The organism is Candidatus Marsarchaeota archaeon, from assembly GCA_023473665.1.
Lineage (GTDB): Archaea > Micrarchaeota > Micrarchaeia > Micrarchaeales > Micrarchaeaceae > JAMCYM01.
Genome location: JAMCYM010000002.1, coordinates 74,931 through 90,944 on the forward strand (window position 1 = coordinate 74,931; position 16,014 = coordinate 90,944).

The window sequence follows — 16,014 nt, forward strand, 5'->3', positions numbered from 1 at the left end:
GGAATTGCGCCAGCAAGGCTATTAGATGTTATTGCGGGAATTTTGGAGCTCGCTACTACACGTCCAGCACTGCACTCGCCCTGTAAGTCCTCCCAACTTTCCATACTTTGAGATCGTATCTGGATACGCCCTTCACGTCGAGCTTGGCGTATCTTGGTTCCTTGTCCTTTCCTAGCAGCGTGGCGTCTGCCTTATATCCGCCATCCGTTCTTTTGAAGCTAATCCCACTCACCCCATACAGGAAGAAGCCTTCCGCATCAGCGACAGACAGCGCATCTTGCAATACATACCACAGCAGCGTGCCCAGATCCGGCGCAACGTCTCTCACAGTTATCGTTTTGGTCCTGCCTTTGCCCTTGCAAACTGCAGCTGTATCAGCAGCCGTATCAAACATAGCTAGCAATGCGTTCCTGAAGAGCATTGCTGGCGTGCCACCGCTCGCCACAAACTCAACGTCGGCCGTGTGCCCCATATACCTATAGCCTTTCCTCGGCATCTTCAGCCCTGGCGCATCTTGTGTGCGTGCTATTTATACATTGCCTGCCTATATAAACCCGTCCGATGAAGAAAAGAGTAACTACTGACAAATGATGAAGCCCATTACGGCCGAGGACAAAACGGTGCGAGCTATGGAAGGGAGGCAGGCGAAGCTCTTCGGCGTTCTAGTTCTTGTCGTCGCATTCGTAGTTTTTGCAATCAACTCGCTGCGTGCGACGCAGTTCAGCATACAAGACAACAACCCGGCCTCGTATGTTATAGTCGTAATGCTGATGCTGCCTTTAGCCATAATATTCGCGCTGAAGGAGGATCTGCATTTCGGGTTTACCGCAAAGGGCACTGCAATCGGCGTCTCCGCGTTTCTTGTATATGTTGTTGCGGTTTCGTACCTCCGCGCAAGCCTCTCGTTCGTATTCCAAGCGTATCGCATCGATGCCTTACTGTTCCCGTTGATACTCGTATCATTAATATCGCTGCTCTTCGGCACCGGCGGATTGTCAAAGATGAAGTTTCCTATAATATATTCGATATTCGCCAGCCCGATACTGCTGATTCCTGTGATGCTGCTGAACGGCGGCTTTGCCTCCGCCAACGCATACTTGATATTCAATGTCCTCAAGGCACTCGGCATACCTGTCGTGAAGAGCGGCCTGACCATATCTGCTGGCAGTGCGTCCAGCATATCTATCGCTACAACATGCGCCGACATCGGCGCGTTCATTGCCCTGTTCATGTTCCTAGTACCTGTGGCATATATGCTCAACGGCAGGCCAAGGAACAAGGCGCTGTGGCTTGTATCGGGCATAGCCCTTATGCTCGCGCTGAACATAGGGCGCATGCTCGCCATATCGCTGCAATGGGCCTATTATGGAATAAGCGTGGCCGTTGCGACTCTGCACACGTTTGCCGGCCAAGTCCTGTTTGACATAGCGATAATAGTGATGATACTCATAGCCGGAAGATACTCGCTCTCTGTCCCGAAAATAAACGCAAAGCGCAATTCGGCCGCCAAGCGCACCAGGCACGCCAAGTCAAAAACGATGCTGGACTATGCAGTGCCTGTAGCGTGCGCCTTGGTGATAGCATTAGTGGGCTTCTTCGTAACCGTACCATACACCACATCTGTGTACGCAAATCCTTTGAATTTTACAGGCAGAGCGCCAAGCAACTCGCTGATACAGCAATCTCTCGCAGCGCACCTCAGTAATGCCCATTCCAGCATCGAGGCCATAGGAAGCGTGTCCGGCAGCATGCTTTTCATGCTGCAAAACTCTTCATACGGCACGGTTTATATACTGGCAGGCATGGTGCCGAAGCCGACGAATGCAAACATAAGGCTTAACTCTTCCACCATACGCTCAAGGAGCGTGCTACTGCTCGATAACGGGATTGCGTTGACCCGCATAGAGCTTGAGGCCAACAGCACTACTATTTACATAAACTATTTCTCGATGCCGGTACTTGTCGGCGGCAATTATACCACAGCCTACTACGAGTTTGTCTCTAACTCGAGCGAATCCACTGCATGTGTACCGCACGTCAGCCTGCAGAATTCCTTCCAGTCGTCGATATATAACCTGCTGCAAGGAAACAGCGACAGCGGCAAGCTGATCTGTGCGGCATATGACGTTGCGATGAGTTGATGGTGGTACTATGGAGCTAGCGTTCGACGGTGGCTGCATAATCTACAGGTATGTCGATGGAGAACGCCAGTTCCTGTTCCTGAAGAGGGCACCTGGCGGCTGGCTTGACCTGCCGAAGGGTCACATTGAGAAGGGCGAGACTGCCGAGGCTGCAGCCATCAGAGAGACAAAGGAAGAAGCAGGGCTCACAATAAAGCCTGACAGGTTCTACAGGTATCACGAAACATACTGGTTCATGTCGAATGGCACTAAGATAAAGAAGCACGTAACCTATTTTCTAACTAGGCAGGCAGCCAGCGCTAAAATAACGGTTTCGCATGAGCACACTGGCTACGTATGGCTCGACTTCAAGGCTGCGATGAGGCTTGCACGCCTCCAGAGGCCGATGATAAGCGACGTCAACGATTATATCGACAGATTGGAAAGTATGGCTGCACTGAACGCCGAATACGCCAGCCTCCCGAAGACAGGGCATTGGGATCTCAGCCGCACGTTCGTGCCTGGCGAAGGCCCTCTCAATGCAAAGGTGATGCTCGTGGGACAGGCTCCTGGTGCGCAGGAGGACGCGCAGCAGAGGCCGTTCATAGGCAGGAGTGGAATGCTGCTGACGCATTTGCTGAGGCTCGCAGGCCTGGGCAGGGACAAGGTTTACATAACGAGCGTCGTGCAGTTCTTCCCTCCGAAGAACCGCATGCCCAGCCCAGAGGAGGTACGCCTTTGCAAGCCCTTCCTGCTCAGGCAGATTAAGATTGTCAACCCAAAACTTGTGGTGCTTCTGGGAGCACTCTCAGCGCGCGAGGTCATGGGAGAGAAGAAGGTCATGGACGCCCATGGAAAGACCATAACTACCGGCGGCCGTACATATTTCGTGACAATACACCCGGCCGCGGCAGTCCGTCTGAAAAAGAACATTCCGCTGATAGAGAACGATTTCAGGAAGCTGAAGGATGTGCTTGCGGCAATCTGACGCTATAATGCGTTTTATCAAAAGCTTAATAATTATCTTAACCACTCTGAAGTGGAGTGATGCTGATGCCGAGGCGGCTGGACTATAGGAAAATTGCAGAGTATTACGACATGGTCGAATCTGGTCCAGGTGAGCTGGAGGAGCGGGTCGAGAAGGCACTCAGACATCACAAGGTCAAAACAGTCCTCGACATCACTGCCGGCACTGGAAAGCAGAGCCTATACCTAGCCGAAAGGGGCTATAAGGTGATAGCGAACGATATAGAGCCATCAATGCTCGAAGTTGCAAGAAGCAAGGTGAAGTCCCATAGAATAAGGATGCGGTTCAATGTCGGGGACATGCGCAGCGCCAGGTTAGGCACGTTCGATGCAATCATATCGATGTACAATTCGGTGGGGCACCTGAGCAAGAGCGGATTTGCGGCGGCGCTCTCCAACATAAGTAGGAGCTTGCGCGCAGGAGGTATATACGTGTTCGACATAGTGGCAAGGGAGTTCGCCGAAGCGGGGCTCCCATCTCACGAATTTATAGGGACCGCCAAGACAATAGGGGGCACAAAGCTTGTAGTCTTCATAAGGTATTCGTACCGATCGGACGAGCTGGACGTACACCAAAGGCTCGTGGTGCAGGAGGGGTCTGCCTTGCAAAAAACGATAACGAACTCGTGGGGCATGAAGGTCTACTACTACAAAGAGTTAGAGGAGCTGCTCTGGAGGTATGGCTTCAAGGTGCTAAAAGAGGAAAGCGTAAGAGGAGGTGCGGACGGCAGGCGCTCCCACTTCGTTGTTGCGATGAAGTCGTGAACGCGCTCTTATGGGTGTTATGCAAGCGCGCACCTGATGTACTCGGCGAGAGCCTCTCGTCTCGAACTGCAAAGTTCCTCCGATTCCCCTCCAACATCTATAGAGCCGTACGTAGCAAGAGATTCCTTCGTGCATCCGCCCCCGCATTTAACTGGGCATTCACTGCAATTTTTGAGATTTAACGCATAGCGCTTGTTCGCAAACTCTGTGAGCTTGTCGTAATTCACGTCAATCTCGAACCCGTCACGTCGATGCTCCATCGCTCCGACCCTAAAGATCGGCAGCGGATCATCGCATGCATAGAAGTTCAAGTCTGGACCTAAAGCCAGCATGTAACCTGCCATGAAACCGCATCCGTAGCATGCCATAGACCAGCTGCTTCCGGCTGGAAGCACCCTCGAGTCCACATTTATGCCCTGCTCTTTGCCATTTGCTATAGCCCTAGCAATGTTCCGTGCGAAGAGGTCCAAGTCTGGAAGCTTGACGTTGTCAACGGCCCTGCCACTCATCTCGACTGGCTGGATGCTTATCGTTTCAAAGCCAAGGCTGTGCAGATAGTCTACGCATTCCTGTATGCGATTCTCCATGCCTCCGCATACGGTTGCTCTGACGGTTGCAAAATCTGCAAGCCTGCCATATCTCTTTATCTCTTCGATAGTCTTGAGCACCTCAGACGCCGAGCCGCCACCGTTGGCCAGCGGCCTGTACTTGTCCTGGAACTCAGGCAGACCGTCGAACGATAGCTCTATCCGTATGTGGTGCTCAACCAGGTATCTCACAATTTCCTCCCTCTTAGATAAGTAGACTCCGTTTGTGACTATCTCGACTTCGATCTTTGCCGTGTCTATGCCTGCTACTATCCTCTTGAGGCTGGAGAGCGCCATGGTCGGTTCTCCCCAACCAAACAGCACAATCTTAGCAGGCTTGAAGTGCCTTACTGCATATAGAGCTGCATCCGGGTCGAGTTCCTGCCTAAGCCCCGAAACTCCTTTCTGTTCCTCTATGGCCGCACTCTCACCCCCTAGTGCAAAACAATACCTGCATCTTAAGTTGCAGGCGGTCGATACTATGAGCGAGAGCTCTCGAATTTTGTCCTTGTCTATCTTTGGGCTGAAGGAAAGTGCAGTCCCGCTCGGATACGCGGCATTGACGGATTGCACAGTATACACGAAAGAGTCTAGCAGCTCCTCCATGCCTTCGACATTCGAATTCACAAAGTTGTGGGTCCTCGCAAATTCGTATTCGCTGTTGCTGAGCAGCGCAGCTATGTTGCCAATTGGAGTGTATGCGCATATCCTGCCGTCCTCGGTTCTGAAAAAGTAAAGCTGGGTGTTTATCCTCTTCGGAAAACCTCTCTTGCGTGTCAACGGCACGTCCTTGAAACTTGTCAGGTTGATCTGTCTCATCCCATCGACCTCGTCCTTTTGACGCGTTTTCCGCGCAGAAGCGCGGCCGCACCTCTTGTCTGGGCTATAGCGCCATTTACCTCCGCCTCAAGCGCCCTTACTATGTCTACCATCAGCTGATCTGAAGCGCGTCTTTCCAAGCGCGAAAGCTTCTCCTGCACAGCAATAAAAAATCGGTGCCGAAAGTTCCGGCGCCAAGCATCTTGCCCATGCTGGCAGCCTCTATCATGTTTAGTGAGTTGTCCTCAACATCAAGTGCCTTGAGCATCTCATTCTCGCGACCCTTCTCACCAGTCATTGACAGGAAGACGGCCATGTTCATAAGCAGGTCGTTCGAGCCGTTTACTTCCAGGCTAGTCCTGGAATGGAGGTAGCCATAGCCCATGTTCCTGCCTAAAGAATACGCGGCGTAGGCTCTCTCGGTTTTGTCTGCGTTTGCGTCATTGGCAATGCCAGTGAGCATGTTGACATAGATAGGGTTCAGACCTTCTGCAATTGAGAGATGCCCGAGAAGCAGTTTCCTGACCCTGAAGTCTCGAGCAGCTGTCTCCACAAGTGTTTCGGCTATGCCGTCAAGATTGATCATGTCCAGTTGCTTGCCGTTCTCCTCCCTCCTGAATCGGACAAGCCATTTTATCACCTCGTCCTTTATCTCATCGCGTTCTCTGTCTATGGCTCTCAAGTGATTTTCCACGTCTGAGGTCGGAGCATTGGCGATGAACGCAAGCAGGGCGTTGAGGCTTATGTCGAGCTCCTTGTTCTTGGTATAACTATCCATTATCGTCAATGAATCAGAATTGTGCGAGGCATACCTCAGCGCGTTGAACGTCTGCGCCACCACCCGCGCATCCTTACTGTTACTGAGTATCCTGGATACAATATCCTTATTGAGCATCCACATCTTGCCAAGTGTGCTTATGGCAAGAAGCCTCTCCAACTCAGAACCTTCCAACGCTATGGCTCTTATCCGCTCTGCCTGTCTCTCCAACTCCGCCACCCCTCCTTTTCTCCCATCGGTAGCCCTCTTCTGCATGGAGAGCATTGCCATAGACACCAAGTCTGGATTTTCGCTGTGTATGGCATCGACAAGAATGTCCGCATGAGTCTCAAGGTAACCTGCCATCCACACCACGCCGAGTTTTGTCCGCTTGTTTCCAGAGGAGTACAGCGCAGAAATCTCACCAGCAAGGGCGTCCTGATTCATCTTGCTATCAAAAATCATGAGGTAGTCCTTTATCAGGCGTCCCTCGTCAGTTTCGCCAATTCCAGCAGCGAACTCGCCTACGTCCATCCCTGCGCCTCTGATCATCGCGTAGAGCATGAACGACGCAAATGCATCGTAGTACTTGCAGAAATGGGTCGGGGCCAGGCTGTTGAAATAATATTCCTTCTCAGCCTTTGTCACCAGCACAGGCGCCAGTCCGTTCTTGAGCAGATACCAGTTCATGAGCACCCTGACTGTCCTTCCGTTTCCGTCCTCGAATGGGTGTCTATAAATAAACTCTATGTGGAAGTCAAGCGCATTGGAAAAGGCTTCAGCTGCGTTCGAGGCTTGCCTGTTCAGGACCCCTGACAGTTCCGCAAGCTCATAGAGTATTTTTTCAGAACCCTCGGTTATGAAGTCTGCGACAGAGGTCATGCTCCTTCTGGGTCCGACATAGAGGTTGTTGAGCAGGTTAGAAAAGAGGGTCTCGTGGATTCCTATTATGTCCTGCGGTGTAATCTCCCTGTCTCCTATCTCGGTGATGCGCTTGTACATCTCTTTATGGTTTAGAAGCTCTATATAATCGACAAGCCTGCCGTCGCCCACTTCGAGGTCGCCGTTTATCAGCATAGAGGCCGTCGAATCGTCAAGTCTGTTGCCCTCTATCGCGCTGGAATAGAGAACCGTCTTGGCCATGTTTTCTTTTAGGAGATTTGAACCATTCGATTTAGCGGCAAACCTGTCAGAAATCTTACCGAACAGGTAGCTTACGTAGTCGATGCCCTCACGGTCCACAGAATCCCCCTGCCATACGACGAGCATAAGCAGACCTGAAAGGCAGGTCTGCGGAGTCCGTTACTTGGTACTGCATTCGTTTGAGCAGCCGAAGCAACTGCCCACGGAAGATATCTTGTCCAGATCGACCTCTTCGGACTTTTCGTTGTACTTAGAGGCGATCCATCTGTTCTTCGAGTTCATTGCATCCCTATTTGGGTTTATGAAAAACGACAAATATAAGCTTTTGGTTACATCTTTGCAGTTGACGATGCAATCTTATTTGACTGGCGATGTGCGGGTAGCGATGGTTTCTACTCTTCAAGAAGCATACGGCTCTATTATTATAGCCTTCCGGCCTGTCTTCAAAATTGGGTTGGAGCCTGCCTGTAGGGGGCAGGCTCCGTCCTTACTGTGGGGGTGAAACAATTAGCAGGTTGGTCGCCTTGCCAGCATCATATTTGTAATAGACCTTGTGGCCTAGCTGAAGGCGCTCTATGGCGCCCATCTTGTAAAGCCTGTTTAGTCTAGCGCTCGCGGCATTCCTGCCGTTGTAGTTCATGCGCTTGCGTATGTCGTCCGCGCAGGCCATGCTGTTCGGCGAGAGCTGTATCGCCTGGAGGATCCTGGCATCGACGTCGCTGACGGGAAGCTCCTTTACGGCATTTTTCGAGGCCTTGACCTCAGTTTCCTCTTCAGTCCCTATCGGCTCGCTCACGACGCTCTCCACCCTGGCGAGCATCTCCGAGATGCTGCCCAGAAGCATGGTTGTGCGCTTGTTTTCGTCTATCATGTACTTTAGGAGCGTGAACAGCTGCGAACTAGTCTTGTCGCTGCTCTCCTTCTCGGCCATCAGGCCCTTCATGTTTTCATTCATGGTTGACAGGTCGGAGAGCTGGCGCTTTATCTTGGTGAGCTCCTCAACAGCTGCTTTCCTCTTGTCCATCGCACCACGGGCCTTTCATGAAACATGCATATGCATATCATGATCCGCACATGTAAGAATCATGATTGAGTCACGGTAAGTAAGTGAAAAAGCACCTATAAAAAGCTTTCGCAAATGCGCGCCTTCGCCTCATTAGCGGAACGCGCACGGTTCCGCTATTATTTCGACGACAAGCTTACCTTGCCTGCATCTCGTGCCTGTTTCCGCGGCTTTGGCTCCTCCTGAAATCGCGCCTCTCCCTGTGAGGCCTGTACGGGCCCTGCTGCGTCGGCCTTTCCCTCTGCGGCGCCTCGTCTATGCGCTTTATGCTCTCCTCTAGGTCCTTGAGCAATCTGTCCGCTATGCTGTTCTTCGTGAAGTAGTCGGCCTTGAGCGCTATGGCTATCTTCGCCGCATACGCCCTGGCATACCTGCCGCGCAGGTCCTTCCTGCCTGAGTTGATCTTGGGAAGCTTGAACAGCACGCCGTACTTCGGGGGCTTGCTGCCGTACTTTATGTGCTTGAATAGCGCCTTCTCAGCTCCGAGCAGCTGTATTGTGCTTGCCGGCATGAGCGCCAGCCTTTCCATCGAGCCGGCCTTGGCGAGCAGCTCCGCCGCTATCTTCTCGTCGGTGAGCTTTGTGGTGTTGGGCAGAATCCTTTCCGAAGCCACCTTGAGATACGCCTCAATGCTCTTCAGCGCGGCGCCCATGTCCTTGCACATGCCGGCATAGCCGATTAGTGCCGCCTTCTCGTCGCCGTTCATCTGCCTGCCTATGGTCGACTGCGCTTTGGCGTATATGCTCTCTGCCTTCTCCTTGTCCTTCACAACTGCCAGTATGCTATCCTTTGTGATCGATGGCTTGTCGTTGAGTGCTATGGCCAGATCTGCCAGCGTGTCTGGGTTGCTCATGCGTATCTCAGGGAAATAGATGCCATACCATTCGGTGAGACGTTCGTAGGCCAGATTATAGGATTTGCTCGTCTCCCTGTAGGCGTTGACGGCCTGCATCAGCGCATACTCCTCGCTAGTGTATGCACTCTTTATGCCCTCCTTCGCGGCCTTGAGCATCTTTTCTCTCAATTCGTCGATGTTCCTCCTCTCTGCCAAAATAACACCCAAGAACAGTAAGTATGCACTGCAAACCTTAATAAATGAATTAGCAGATTCTATAGTGCGTGTTGCAATGAATATCGAAGAGCTCATAGCCTTTGCAAAGCGCCGAGGCCTGTTCTGGCCCAGCGCCGAGATATACGGTGGCGCTGCAGGCACCTACGACTACGGTGACGTGGGCGCGCTCCTTAAGAGGAACTGGGAGAACGCATGGCTGGCATTCTTCGTGGATACCAATCCCGACTACCATCTAATAGAGGGCGCAGTCATACTGCCAGAAGCGCCGCTCGTGTTCTCTGGCCATGCCGCGAAGTTCAACGATGTGGTGGTCGAGTGCTCGAAGTGCAGCACCTTCTACAGGGCTGACGTTCTGCTTAAGGAATCGGGAGTTGCTGTGTCGGAGGGCGCAAGCTCCGCGCAGATTGACAAGGAGCTGAAGGAGCATAAGGTAAGGTGCCCGCACTGCAAAGCCGTGGCATGGATGCCGTCGAAGCCGTTCAACATGATGATGGACGTTGGCTTAGGCCCGGAGCGCGCTACGAAAGGCTACCTCAGGCCGGAAACTGCGCAATCCGCATACCTGAACTTCTTCAGGGAGTTCAACGTGCTGCGCAAGAGCCTGCCGCTCGGCCTTGCCATAATAGGCAGGGCCTTCAGGAACGAGATATCACCCAGGCAGGGGCTCTACCGGATGCGAGAGCTGGTGCAGGCCGAGCTGCAGATATTCTTCGATCCCGAGAGCTGGAAGGTCGACTTCAAAAGCGTTTCAGGAAGGAAGGTCAAGGTGCGCCTGTACGGCAAGGCTGCCGACGAGACAGTGACGCTAGGCGAACTGGTCAAGGAGCACGGCATACCTGAATTCTATGCCTACCACATGGGCCTTATAGACGCGTTCTACAGGGATGCCATCGGCGTGCCTGATGGCAAGCTCAGGTTCCTAGAGAAGGGCGGCGACGAGAAGGCATTCTACAACAAGGTGCACATGGACATCGAGGCCGACATAGAGAGCTGGGGAGGCTTCAACGAGATCGGCGGGCTGCACTACAGGGGAGACTACGACTTAACCCAGCATTCGAAGGGCTCCAAGCAGGACCACTCCGTGCTTGCCAACGGCAAGAAAGTGATGCCGAATGTGCTTGAGCTGAGCTTCGGGGTCGACAGGAACGTATGGATGCTGGCAGACATGTTTTACAAAAAGGACGGCGAGAGGGCCGTGCTGCAGATAAAGCCGTTTTTAGCCCCGTTCAAGGCCGCGCTCTTCTCCTTGCAGAAGGAGCCGGAGCTTGACATTGCTGTGGGCGAGCTCTACAGGGCCCTCAGGCCGCATTTCAAGCTCTTCCTCGACCAGTCCGGTTCAATAGGGCGGAGGTATGCCAGGATGGACGAGATAGGGACGCCGTTCTGCATAACAGTCGACTACGATACTGTCAGCAAGGACTCGCCCAACTATGGCACCGTGACCGTTAGATCAAGGGACGACAGGAAGCAGATCAGGCTCAAGGTATCGGAGCTTGAGGGCTACATATCAAAAGCAATCACGTTCAATCCCTATGACTTCTTTGCATTCGATTGATCGCATGTACGAAACGCTATCTTCAAAAAGCATCGGCGTGTCGCTGTTCGACCTAAAACACACATTCGAGAGCGCGCAGCCATTGGCTTTCCATGCAGACTACAATGCGCAGAGCAACACGCTCACGTACGCGAGCGGCGCCCACATAATAAATGTGGGTGCAGGCGGCAGCGTCGATAGGGGCACACTGCTTGTCGTGGGCAAAGACATCGGCTATGCGGCGAGGGAAGTGGCCAGGCGCTTCAGGCTCGGGGACAACATGCGCAGCATATACAGGCAGATAGCAACTGACAGCTTCGTGAAGGCAAGCATAGAGAAATACAAGGGCATGCGCATAACGCTTAACGACCCGTGGGAAACCACCTTGTGCTTCATAATATCGCAGTTCAACAACGTCAAGCGCATAAGGCTCATAACAAAGAACATATTGCGCACATTCGGCCCGTCGATAAAGGACGACCGCGACAATGTCGTTGCCAATTCTTTCCCTGAGCCCGGCAGCCTGGCCAACGCGACAATAAAGGAGCTCATGGCGTGCGGCACGGGCTTCAGGGCCAAGTACATAAAGGATGCGGCTGATTACTGCGCCAACAACCTCGATCTATCGAGCCTGCGCACAAAGGGCTATGCCGAGCTGAAGGAGGAGCTCATGCGCATAAGCGGCGTGGGTGACAAGGTTGCCGACTGCATAGCGCTCTTCGGTTATGGCAATACGCATGCCTTCCCTATAGACGTATGGATGCAGAGGGCGATGGAGCGCACGTACTTCAACGGCAAGAAGACCAGCGCAAGGAAGATCCACGAATTTGCAGAAGAGCGATGGGGCGCCTATGCAGGGTTTGCGCAGCAGTATATCTACCACTATGCCAGAAGCTCGCGAATGGGAGCGGAAGCCAAGCGCAGCCGGGCAAGTAATAAATATCTTTGACAGCCCTATACTCGGGAGGGTGAAGCATAATGCCAGGCGCAGCAAAGTTCATCGGTCTGGGCATTACGGCATTGAAGAGCAATTTCTCATCGCTCAGGGTGCCGTACAAGCTCAATTTCGCAATAACTTACTGGTGCCAGAGCCGCTGCCTTTCATGCAACATCTGGCAGTTTAAGCCAAAAGGCGAGCTTACCCTAGAAGAGATCCGCGAGTTCGCGAGGAAGAACGCATACTTCAAATGGATAGAGCTCACTGGCGGCGAGCCGTTCCTTAGGCCCGACATTACTGAAATAGCAAGGGCCTTCTACGAGACCTCGCGCGGCCTTTATGTCATGACGATACCGACAAACTCGCTCTGCAGCCACGAGATGGTGGTGAGGCGCGTCGAGGATATACTTATGCTGGGCATACCGAAGCTTGCAGTGACCGTGAGCCTTGACGGCTATCGCGAGCTGCATGACAAGATACGCGGCGTGCCGGGCAACTACGACCGCGCCATAGAGATGTTCAAGCGCCTAAAGGAACTGGGCATGCGCCACAAAAACCTCTACGTCGTGTTCGGCTACACAATGAGCAAGTACAACCAGTGGCAGCTGGAGCGCACCTATACAGAAGTAAAGAAATCCATACCGAGCATAACGCGCAACGACTTCCATATAAACGTGGCGCAGGTATCTTCGAACTACTACGGTAACTCCAGCATGAGCCTCGTTGCCGACAGCGATGCGATGATGCACGAGCTAGCAGACTTCGTGTCGCTGCGCAGGCGCGAGTTCGGCATCATAGGCACGATTGAGAACGCATTTCTGCGCACTCTCCTCCAGTATCTCAAGACCGGGAAGATGCCATTGAAGAGCCGCAGCCTCGACGCCTCTTTCTTCCTCGACAGCTACGGCAACATATTCCCGTCTATAATGTGGGACCGGAAGATAGCCAGCCTGCGCGAGATAAACTACGACGTGCAGAGCGTATGGCGCGGCGAGCTTGCCAACGACGTCCGCAGGGAGATAGCCGAAGGCAAGGAGCCCAAGCAGTGGACCGCCTGCGAGGCCTTCCAGTCCCTGACCGGAAGGATTACCAGCTTGATAAAGTAATTGCAATGGGCAATTGCACCATCGCAAAATCCAGCATCGGCGAAACTGCGAGGCTCGCGCTATCCCAATGCTGATTTCAGGCGACGTGCCGCTGATCTGTTGCGCCTGTGCTTGAGCTTGTTACATCACGGGCGCGTCCTTTATCGCGGCCTTGACCTTGGCCATCGTGCCCGCATCTATCTGTTGCATGTTGTGTGCGGTCTTGGCGTGCTCTGCTATCTTCTTCATGAGCTCGTCCTCGCTGTTGGCCCTTGCCTTGAAGCCGCAATTCATTCCTATGTCCCTGCATGCGAATGTCTTTGCCATAAAGTTCCACCGATTATGTTTACGCATTGAAGGCTTATTAGCGTTTTCGTCCGCGAGAAAAAGTGTTACTAATGCATTCCTTCAAGTGCAGGGGGTGAGATTTGAACTCACGAACCCCTACGGGACCAGGCCCTGAACCTGGCGCATTTGGCCATGCTCTGCCACCCCTGCATTGCAGTGTATTCTTGATGCAACAAATATAAAAGCTAACTGCCATCTTGTCCATTGCATTGGATTGGTGCGTGCTTTTCATGGCTAAAGGTAGTGAGATAAGCGTCGCTGTGGCTATGGCGGTCGGCCTTGGCGCCATAATAGGCGCAGGCATATTCGTGCTCAGCGGCACGGCCATAGCGCTATCAGGCGCCTACTCTCTCATAGCGTTCGTGTTCGTCGGCATCGTCGCACTGCTCGTGGCATTCGAGCTCGGCGCCCTTGGCATGCTCATGCCCCATGCGAAAGGTGCCTCGTACTCCTACGTCTACGAGGCCTTCGGCAGCGAGATGGGTTTCATAACTGGTATAATGCTATACTTCAGCTTTGCGACCGCAGTCAGCGCTGTCGCTCTCGGCTTCGGCTCGTACCTGGGGAGCATGCTTGGCGTCGCGCAGCACACCTATGAAGTAATATTCGCGATGGCGCTGATATTGGTGCTGTCATTGGTAAACATAATCGGCATAAGGAAGGCTGCCAAGGCAGACGCCGTCCTAGTTTCAATCAAGCTTGGAGTGCTCTCCCTGTTCATACTGTTTGCGGTCCTGTTCCTGCTGCTGCACCCCCATGTGATACCGGCCAACTTTGCCACGCCCGCATCCGAGCAAGGCATAGGCGCCATATTCGCTGCCAGCGTAGCCATATTCTTCGCCTATACGGGTTTCCAGACAATATCAACATTCACGGACAGGGTGAAGGGCGGCCCGGCCAAAGCCGCCAAGGCCATAGTGCTATCTGTAGTGGTGAGCCTGATAGTGTATGTGCTCGTCGACGCATCGCTCATGTTCCTCGCGCCCGCAAGCTCGTACAAGATAGCCGCCGACCCGTTGGCATTCGCGCTGAAGAGCGCCGCTGCCCCGTCCTGGCTCTCCATCACGGTTGACATCGGTGCGTTGATAGCGACTGTCTCGGCTACCATAGCCATGATAATGGCGGCGTCGCGCACCGTGTACCAGATAAGCAAGGACCATCTGCTCCCGGGAATGCTGAGGAAGTATAACACCAAGCGCGATGTTGCGGCTAACGGCGTCATAGTCACTGCAATTGTCGGGATAATAATGCTATTCTCGGGCAACATATACATAATAGCGGCGATAAGCAACTTCGGCCTGCTTTTCGCCTATATCATGAGCAGCCTGGCCGCCATACAGCTCAAGCGCACGCATGGCGACGCCCTGCGGATGCCTGCCCACCCATACCTGCCGCTGGTGACGATAGCGGCGCTCTTGGCCCTGATCATAGGGATGCCGAAAGAAGCCCTGATACTCGGCTCAGCGCTGATCATGGCGCTCATAGTGGTATATTACTTCTTCAGGGCATACGAGAACAAGAAGGTAATAAGAATAAAGCTTTTCAAATAGAATGAAGGTGTGAACTGCCATGCTCGTAGGGATAATAGGCGCGCCTAACAAGGGGAAGAGCACGCTCTTCTCAGCGCTCACGCTCCACGACGCAGCAATAGCCAACTATCCGTTCACTACCCTAGATCCGAACAAGGGCGTGGCGTATGCGACGGCCCCATGCCCAGAGACTGAGCTTGGCCTGCACTGCAAAGCAAGGAACTCCCTCTGCAGCAACGGCGTGCGCATGCTGCCTATCAACATAATAGATGTCGCGGGCCTCGTGGAGGGCGCGCACGAGGGCAGGGGCATGGGCAACCAGTTCCTGAACGATCTGTCAGCCGCTGACGCATTCCTGATAGTTGTCGATGCAAGCGGCAAGACCGACGGCTCAGGCAATCCATGTGACTCATGCAATCCGGTCGACGACGTAGTCATGGTAAAGGACGAGCTCATAGAATGGGTGGCCGGCATAATCTCGAGCCACATGCGCGTCATCACGCACAGCGCAAACGGCCTAGAGGCGCTCGAGGGTGTGCTCTCCGGGCTGAAGCTGCGCCGGGACGATATAGAGCGTGCGGCCGCGAAGCGCTCTCTTCCGCTCGACAGAATAGAGTGGAACGAGGACGGCATACGCGCTTTCTCGGAGGAACTGTTCTTCAGCACGAAGCGCGTGATGGTGGTGGCCAACAAGTATGACGAGCCGGGCGCGGAGCGGAACTTCGCAGAGCTCAAGAAGGGCGTTGGCGAAGAGGTTGAATGGACGTCCGCAGCCATAGAGCTAGCGCTCAGGAAGGCGGAGCACCAGGGCATCATATCGTATGAGCCTGGAGCAAGGGAGTTCAAGGTGCTGAAGGAGGACATCCTGCAGGAGCAGAGGCACGCCCTCGATTACATGGCCAGCTTCATAAAGCGCAACGGCACAAATGTCCAGAACGTGATCAACAAGGCGGTGTTCGAGCTCCTGGATTGCATAGTTGTTTATCCCGTGGAAGACGAACACAAGTACACTGACCACTTCGGGAACGTATTGCCAGATGCAATACTAGTTAGAAGGGGCTCGACGGCCCAAGACCTGGCAGCTGCGATCCATACGGACTTGGCGCAGGGCATGCTCTACGCGATAGACGCAAGGAGCAAGATGCGCCTGGCAAAGAACTACGTCCTAAAGAACAATGACATAATAAAGATAGTCAGTGCCACTAAGTAACCTATAAAAACGTTCACTG

At 53.4% G+C, this 16,014-nt stretch carries 14 protein-coding genes and 1 tRNA gene; 8 read left to right on the forward strand and 7 right to left on the reverse strand.

The window, feature by feature from the left end; genetic code table 11:
• Nucleotides 1-55: 55 nt before the first annotated feature.
• The gene (locus tag M1158_01115; protein ID MCL5099708.1) at nt 56-496 is read right to left on the reverse strand and encodes an archease; all 441 of its coding nucleotides are present in this window, start codon (nt 494-496) and stop codon (nt 56-58) included.
• Nucleotides 497-629: 133 nt separating this feature from the next.
• Between M1158_01115 and M1158_01120 the strand changes: the two genes are divergently transcribed.
• The 3 genes from M1158_01120 (at nt 630) to M1158_01130 (ending at nt 3,911) form a co-directional block, all read left to right on the forward strand.
• Complete coding sequence (locus tag M1158_01120) at nt 630-2,141, forward strand: exosortase/archaeosortase family protein (GenBank protein MCL5099709.1); 1,512 nt, start codon at nt 630-632, stop codon at nt 2,139-2,141.
• Between the two features lie 10 nt (nt 2,142-2,151).
• Complete coding sequence (locus M1158_01125; protein MCL5099710.1) at nt 2,152-3,108, forward strand: NUDIX domain-containing protein; 957 nt, start codon at nt 2,152-2,154, stop codon at nt 3,106-3,108.
• 65 nt (nt 3,109-3,173) lie between these two features.
• Complete coding sequence (locus M1158_01130) at nt 3,174-3,911, forward strand: class I SAM-dependent methyltransferase (GenBank protein MCL5099711.1); 738 nt, start codon at nt 3,174-3,176, stop codon at nt 3,909-3,911.
• A 17-nt stretch (nt 3,912-3,928) separates the two neighbouring features.
• On the opposite strand, the gene M1158_01135 is transcribed toward M1158_01130, so the two are convergent.
• The 4 genes from M1158_01135 to M1158_01150 form a co-directional block, all read right to left on the reverse strand.
• On the reverse strand, nt 3,929-5,317 hold the full coding sequence (locus tag M1158_01135) for a radical SAM protein (protein MCL5099712.1): 1,389 nt from the start codon (nt 5,315-5,317) through the stop codon (nt 3,929-3,931).
• 112 nt (nt 5,318-5,429) lie between these two features.
• Nucleotides 5,430-7,316, reverse strand: a complete 1,887-nt coding sequence (locus tag M1158_01140; protein ID MCL5099713.1) for a Fic family protein — start codon at nt 7,314-7,316, stop codon at nt 5,430-5,432.
• A gap of 388 nt (nt 7,317-7,704) precedes the next feature.
• Nucleotides 7,705-8,241, reverse strand: coding sequence for a hypothetical protein (locus tag M1158_01145; GenBank protein ID MCL5099714.1), 537 nt, complete (start codon nt 8,239-8,241; stop codon nt 7,705-7,707).
• A 175-nt stretch (nt 8,242-8,416) separates the two neighbouring features.
• Entirely contained in the window at nt 8,417-9,331 is a 915-nt protein-coding gene (locus tag M1158_01150; protein MCL5099715.1) for a hypothetical protein, read from the reverse strand.
• 76 nt (nt 9,332-9,407) lie between these two features.
• Here M1158_01150 and M1158_01155 point away from each other — a divergent pair, with 76 nt between their 5' ends.
• From M1158_01155 to M1158_01165, 3 genes are read left to right on the forward strand one after another with little or no spacing between them, the layout of a single operon-like run.
• The gene (locus tag M1158_01155) at nt 9,408-10,907 is read left to right on the forward strand and encodes a glycine--tRNA ligase (protein ID MCL5099716.1); all 1,500 of its coding nucleotides are present in this window, start codon (nt 9,408-9,410) and stop codon (nt 10,905-10,907) included.
• Nucleotides 10,908-10,911: 4 nt separating this feature from the next.
• Complete coding sequence (locus tag M1158_01160; protein ID MCL5099717.1) at nt 10,912-11,835, forward strand: hypothetical protein; 924 nt, start codon at nt 10,912-10,914, stop codon at nt 11,833-11,835.
• Nucleotides 11,836-11,864: 29 nt separating this feature from the next.
• Complete coding sequence (locus tag M1158_01165; GenBank protein ID MCL5099718.1) at nt 11,865-12,929, forward strand: radical SAM protein; 1,065 nt, start codon at nt 11,865-11,867, stop codon at nt 12,927-12,929.
• A gap of 120 nt (nt 12,930-13,049) precedes the next feature.
• On the opposite strand, the gene M1158_01170 is transcribed toward M1158_01165, so the two are convergent.
• Together M1158_01170 and M1158_01175 are read right to left on the reverse strand one after the other, a co-directional pair.
• Nucleotides 13,050-13,235, reverse strand: coding sequence for a DUF1059 domain-containing protein (locus tag M1158_01170; GenBank protein MCL5099719.1), 186 nt, complete (start codon nt 13,233-13,235; stop codon nt 13,050-13,052).
• 86 nt (nt 13,236-13,321) lie between these two features.
• Nucleotides 13,322-13,406 (reverse strand) — tRNA-Leu (locus tag M1158_01175).
• An 80-nt stretch (nt 13,407-13,486) separates the two neighbouring features.
• Here M1158_01175 and M1158_01180 point away from each other — a divergent pair.
• Together M1158_01180 and ychF are read left to right on the forward strand one after the other, a co-directional pair.
• Nucleotides 13,487-14,806 (forward strand): APC family permease, encoded by a 1,320-nt coding sequence (locus M1158_01180; protein MCL5099720.1) that lies wholly within the window; start codon nt 13,487-13,489, stop codon nt 14,804-14,806.
• Nucleotides 14,807-14,825: 19 nt separating this feature from the next.
• On the forward strand, nt 14,826-15,995 hold the full coding sequence (gene ychF, locus M1158_01185; protein MCL5099721.1) for a YchF-related putative GTPase: 1,170 nt from the start codon (nt 14,826-14,828) through the stop codon (nt 15,993-15,995).
• The last annotated feature ends 19 nt before the right edge of the window (nt 15,996-16,014 follow it).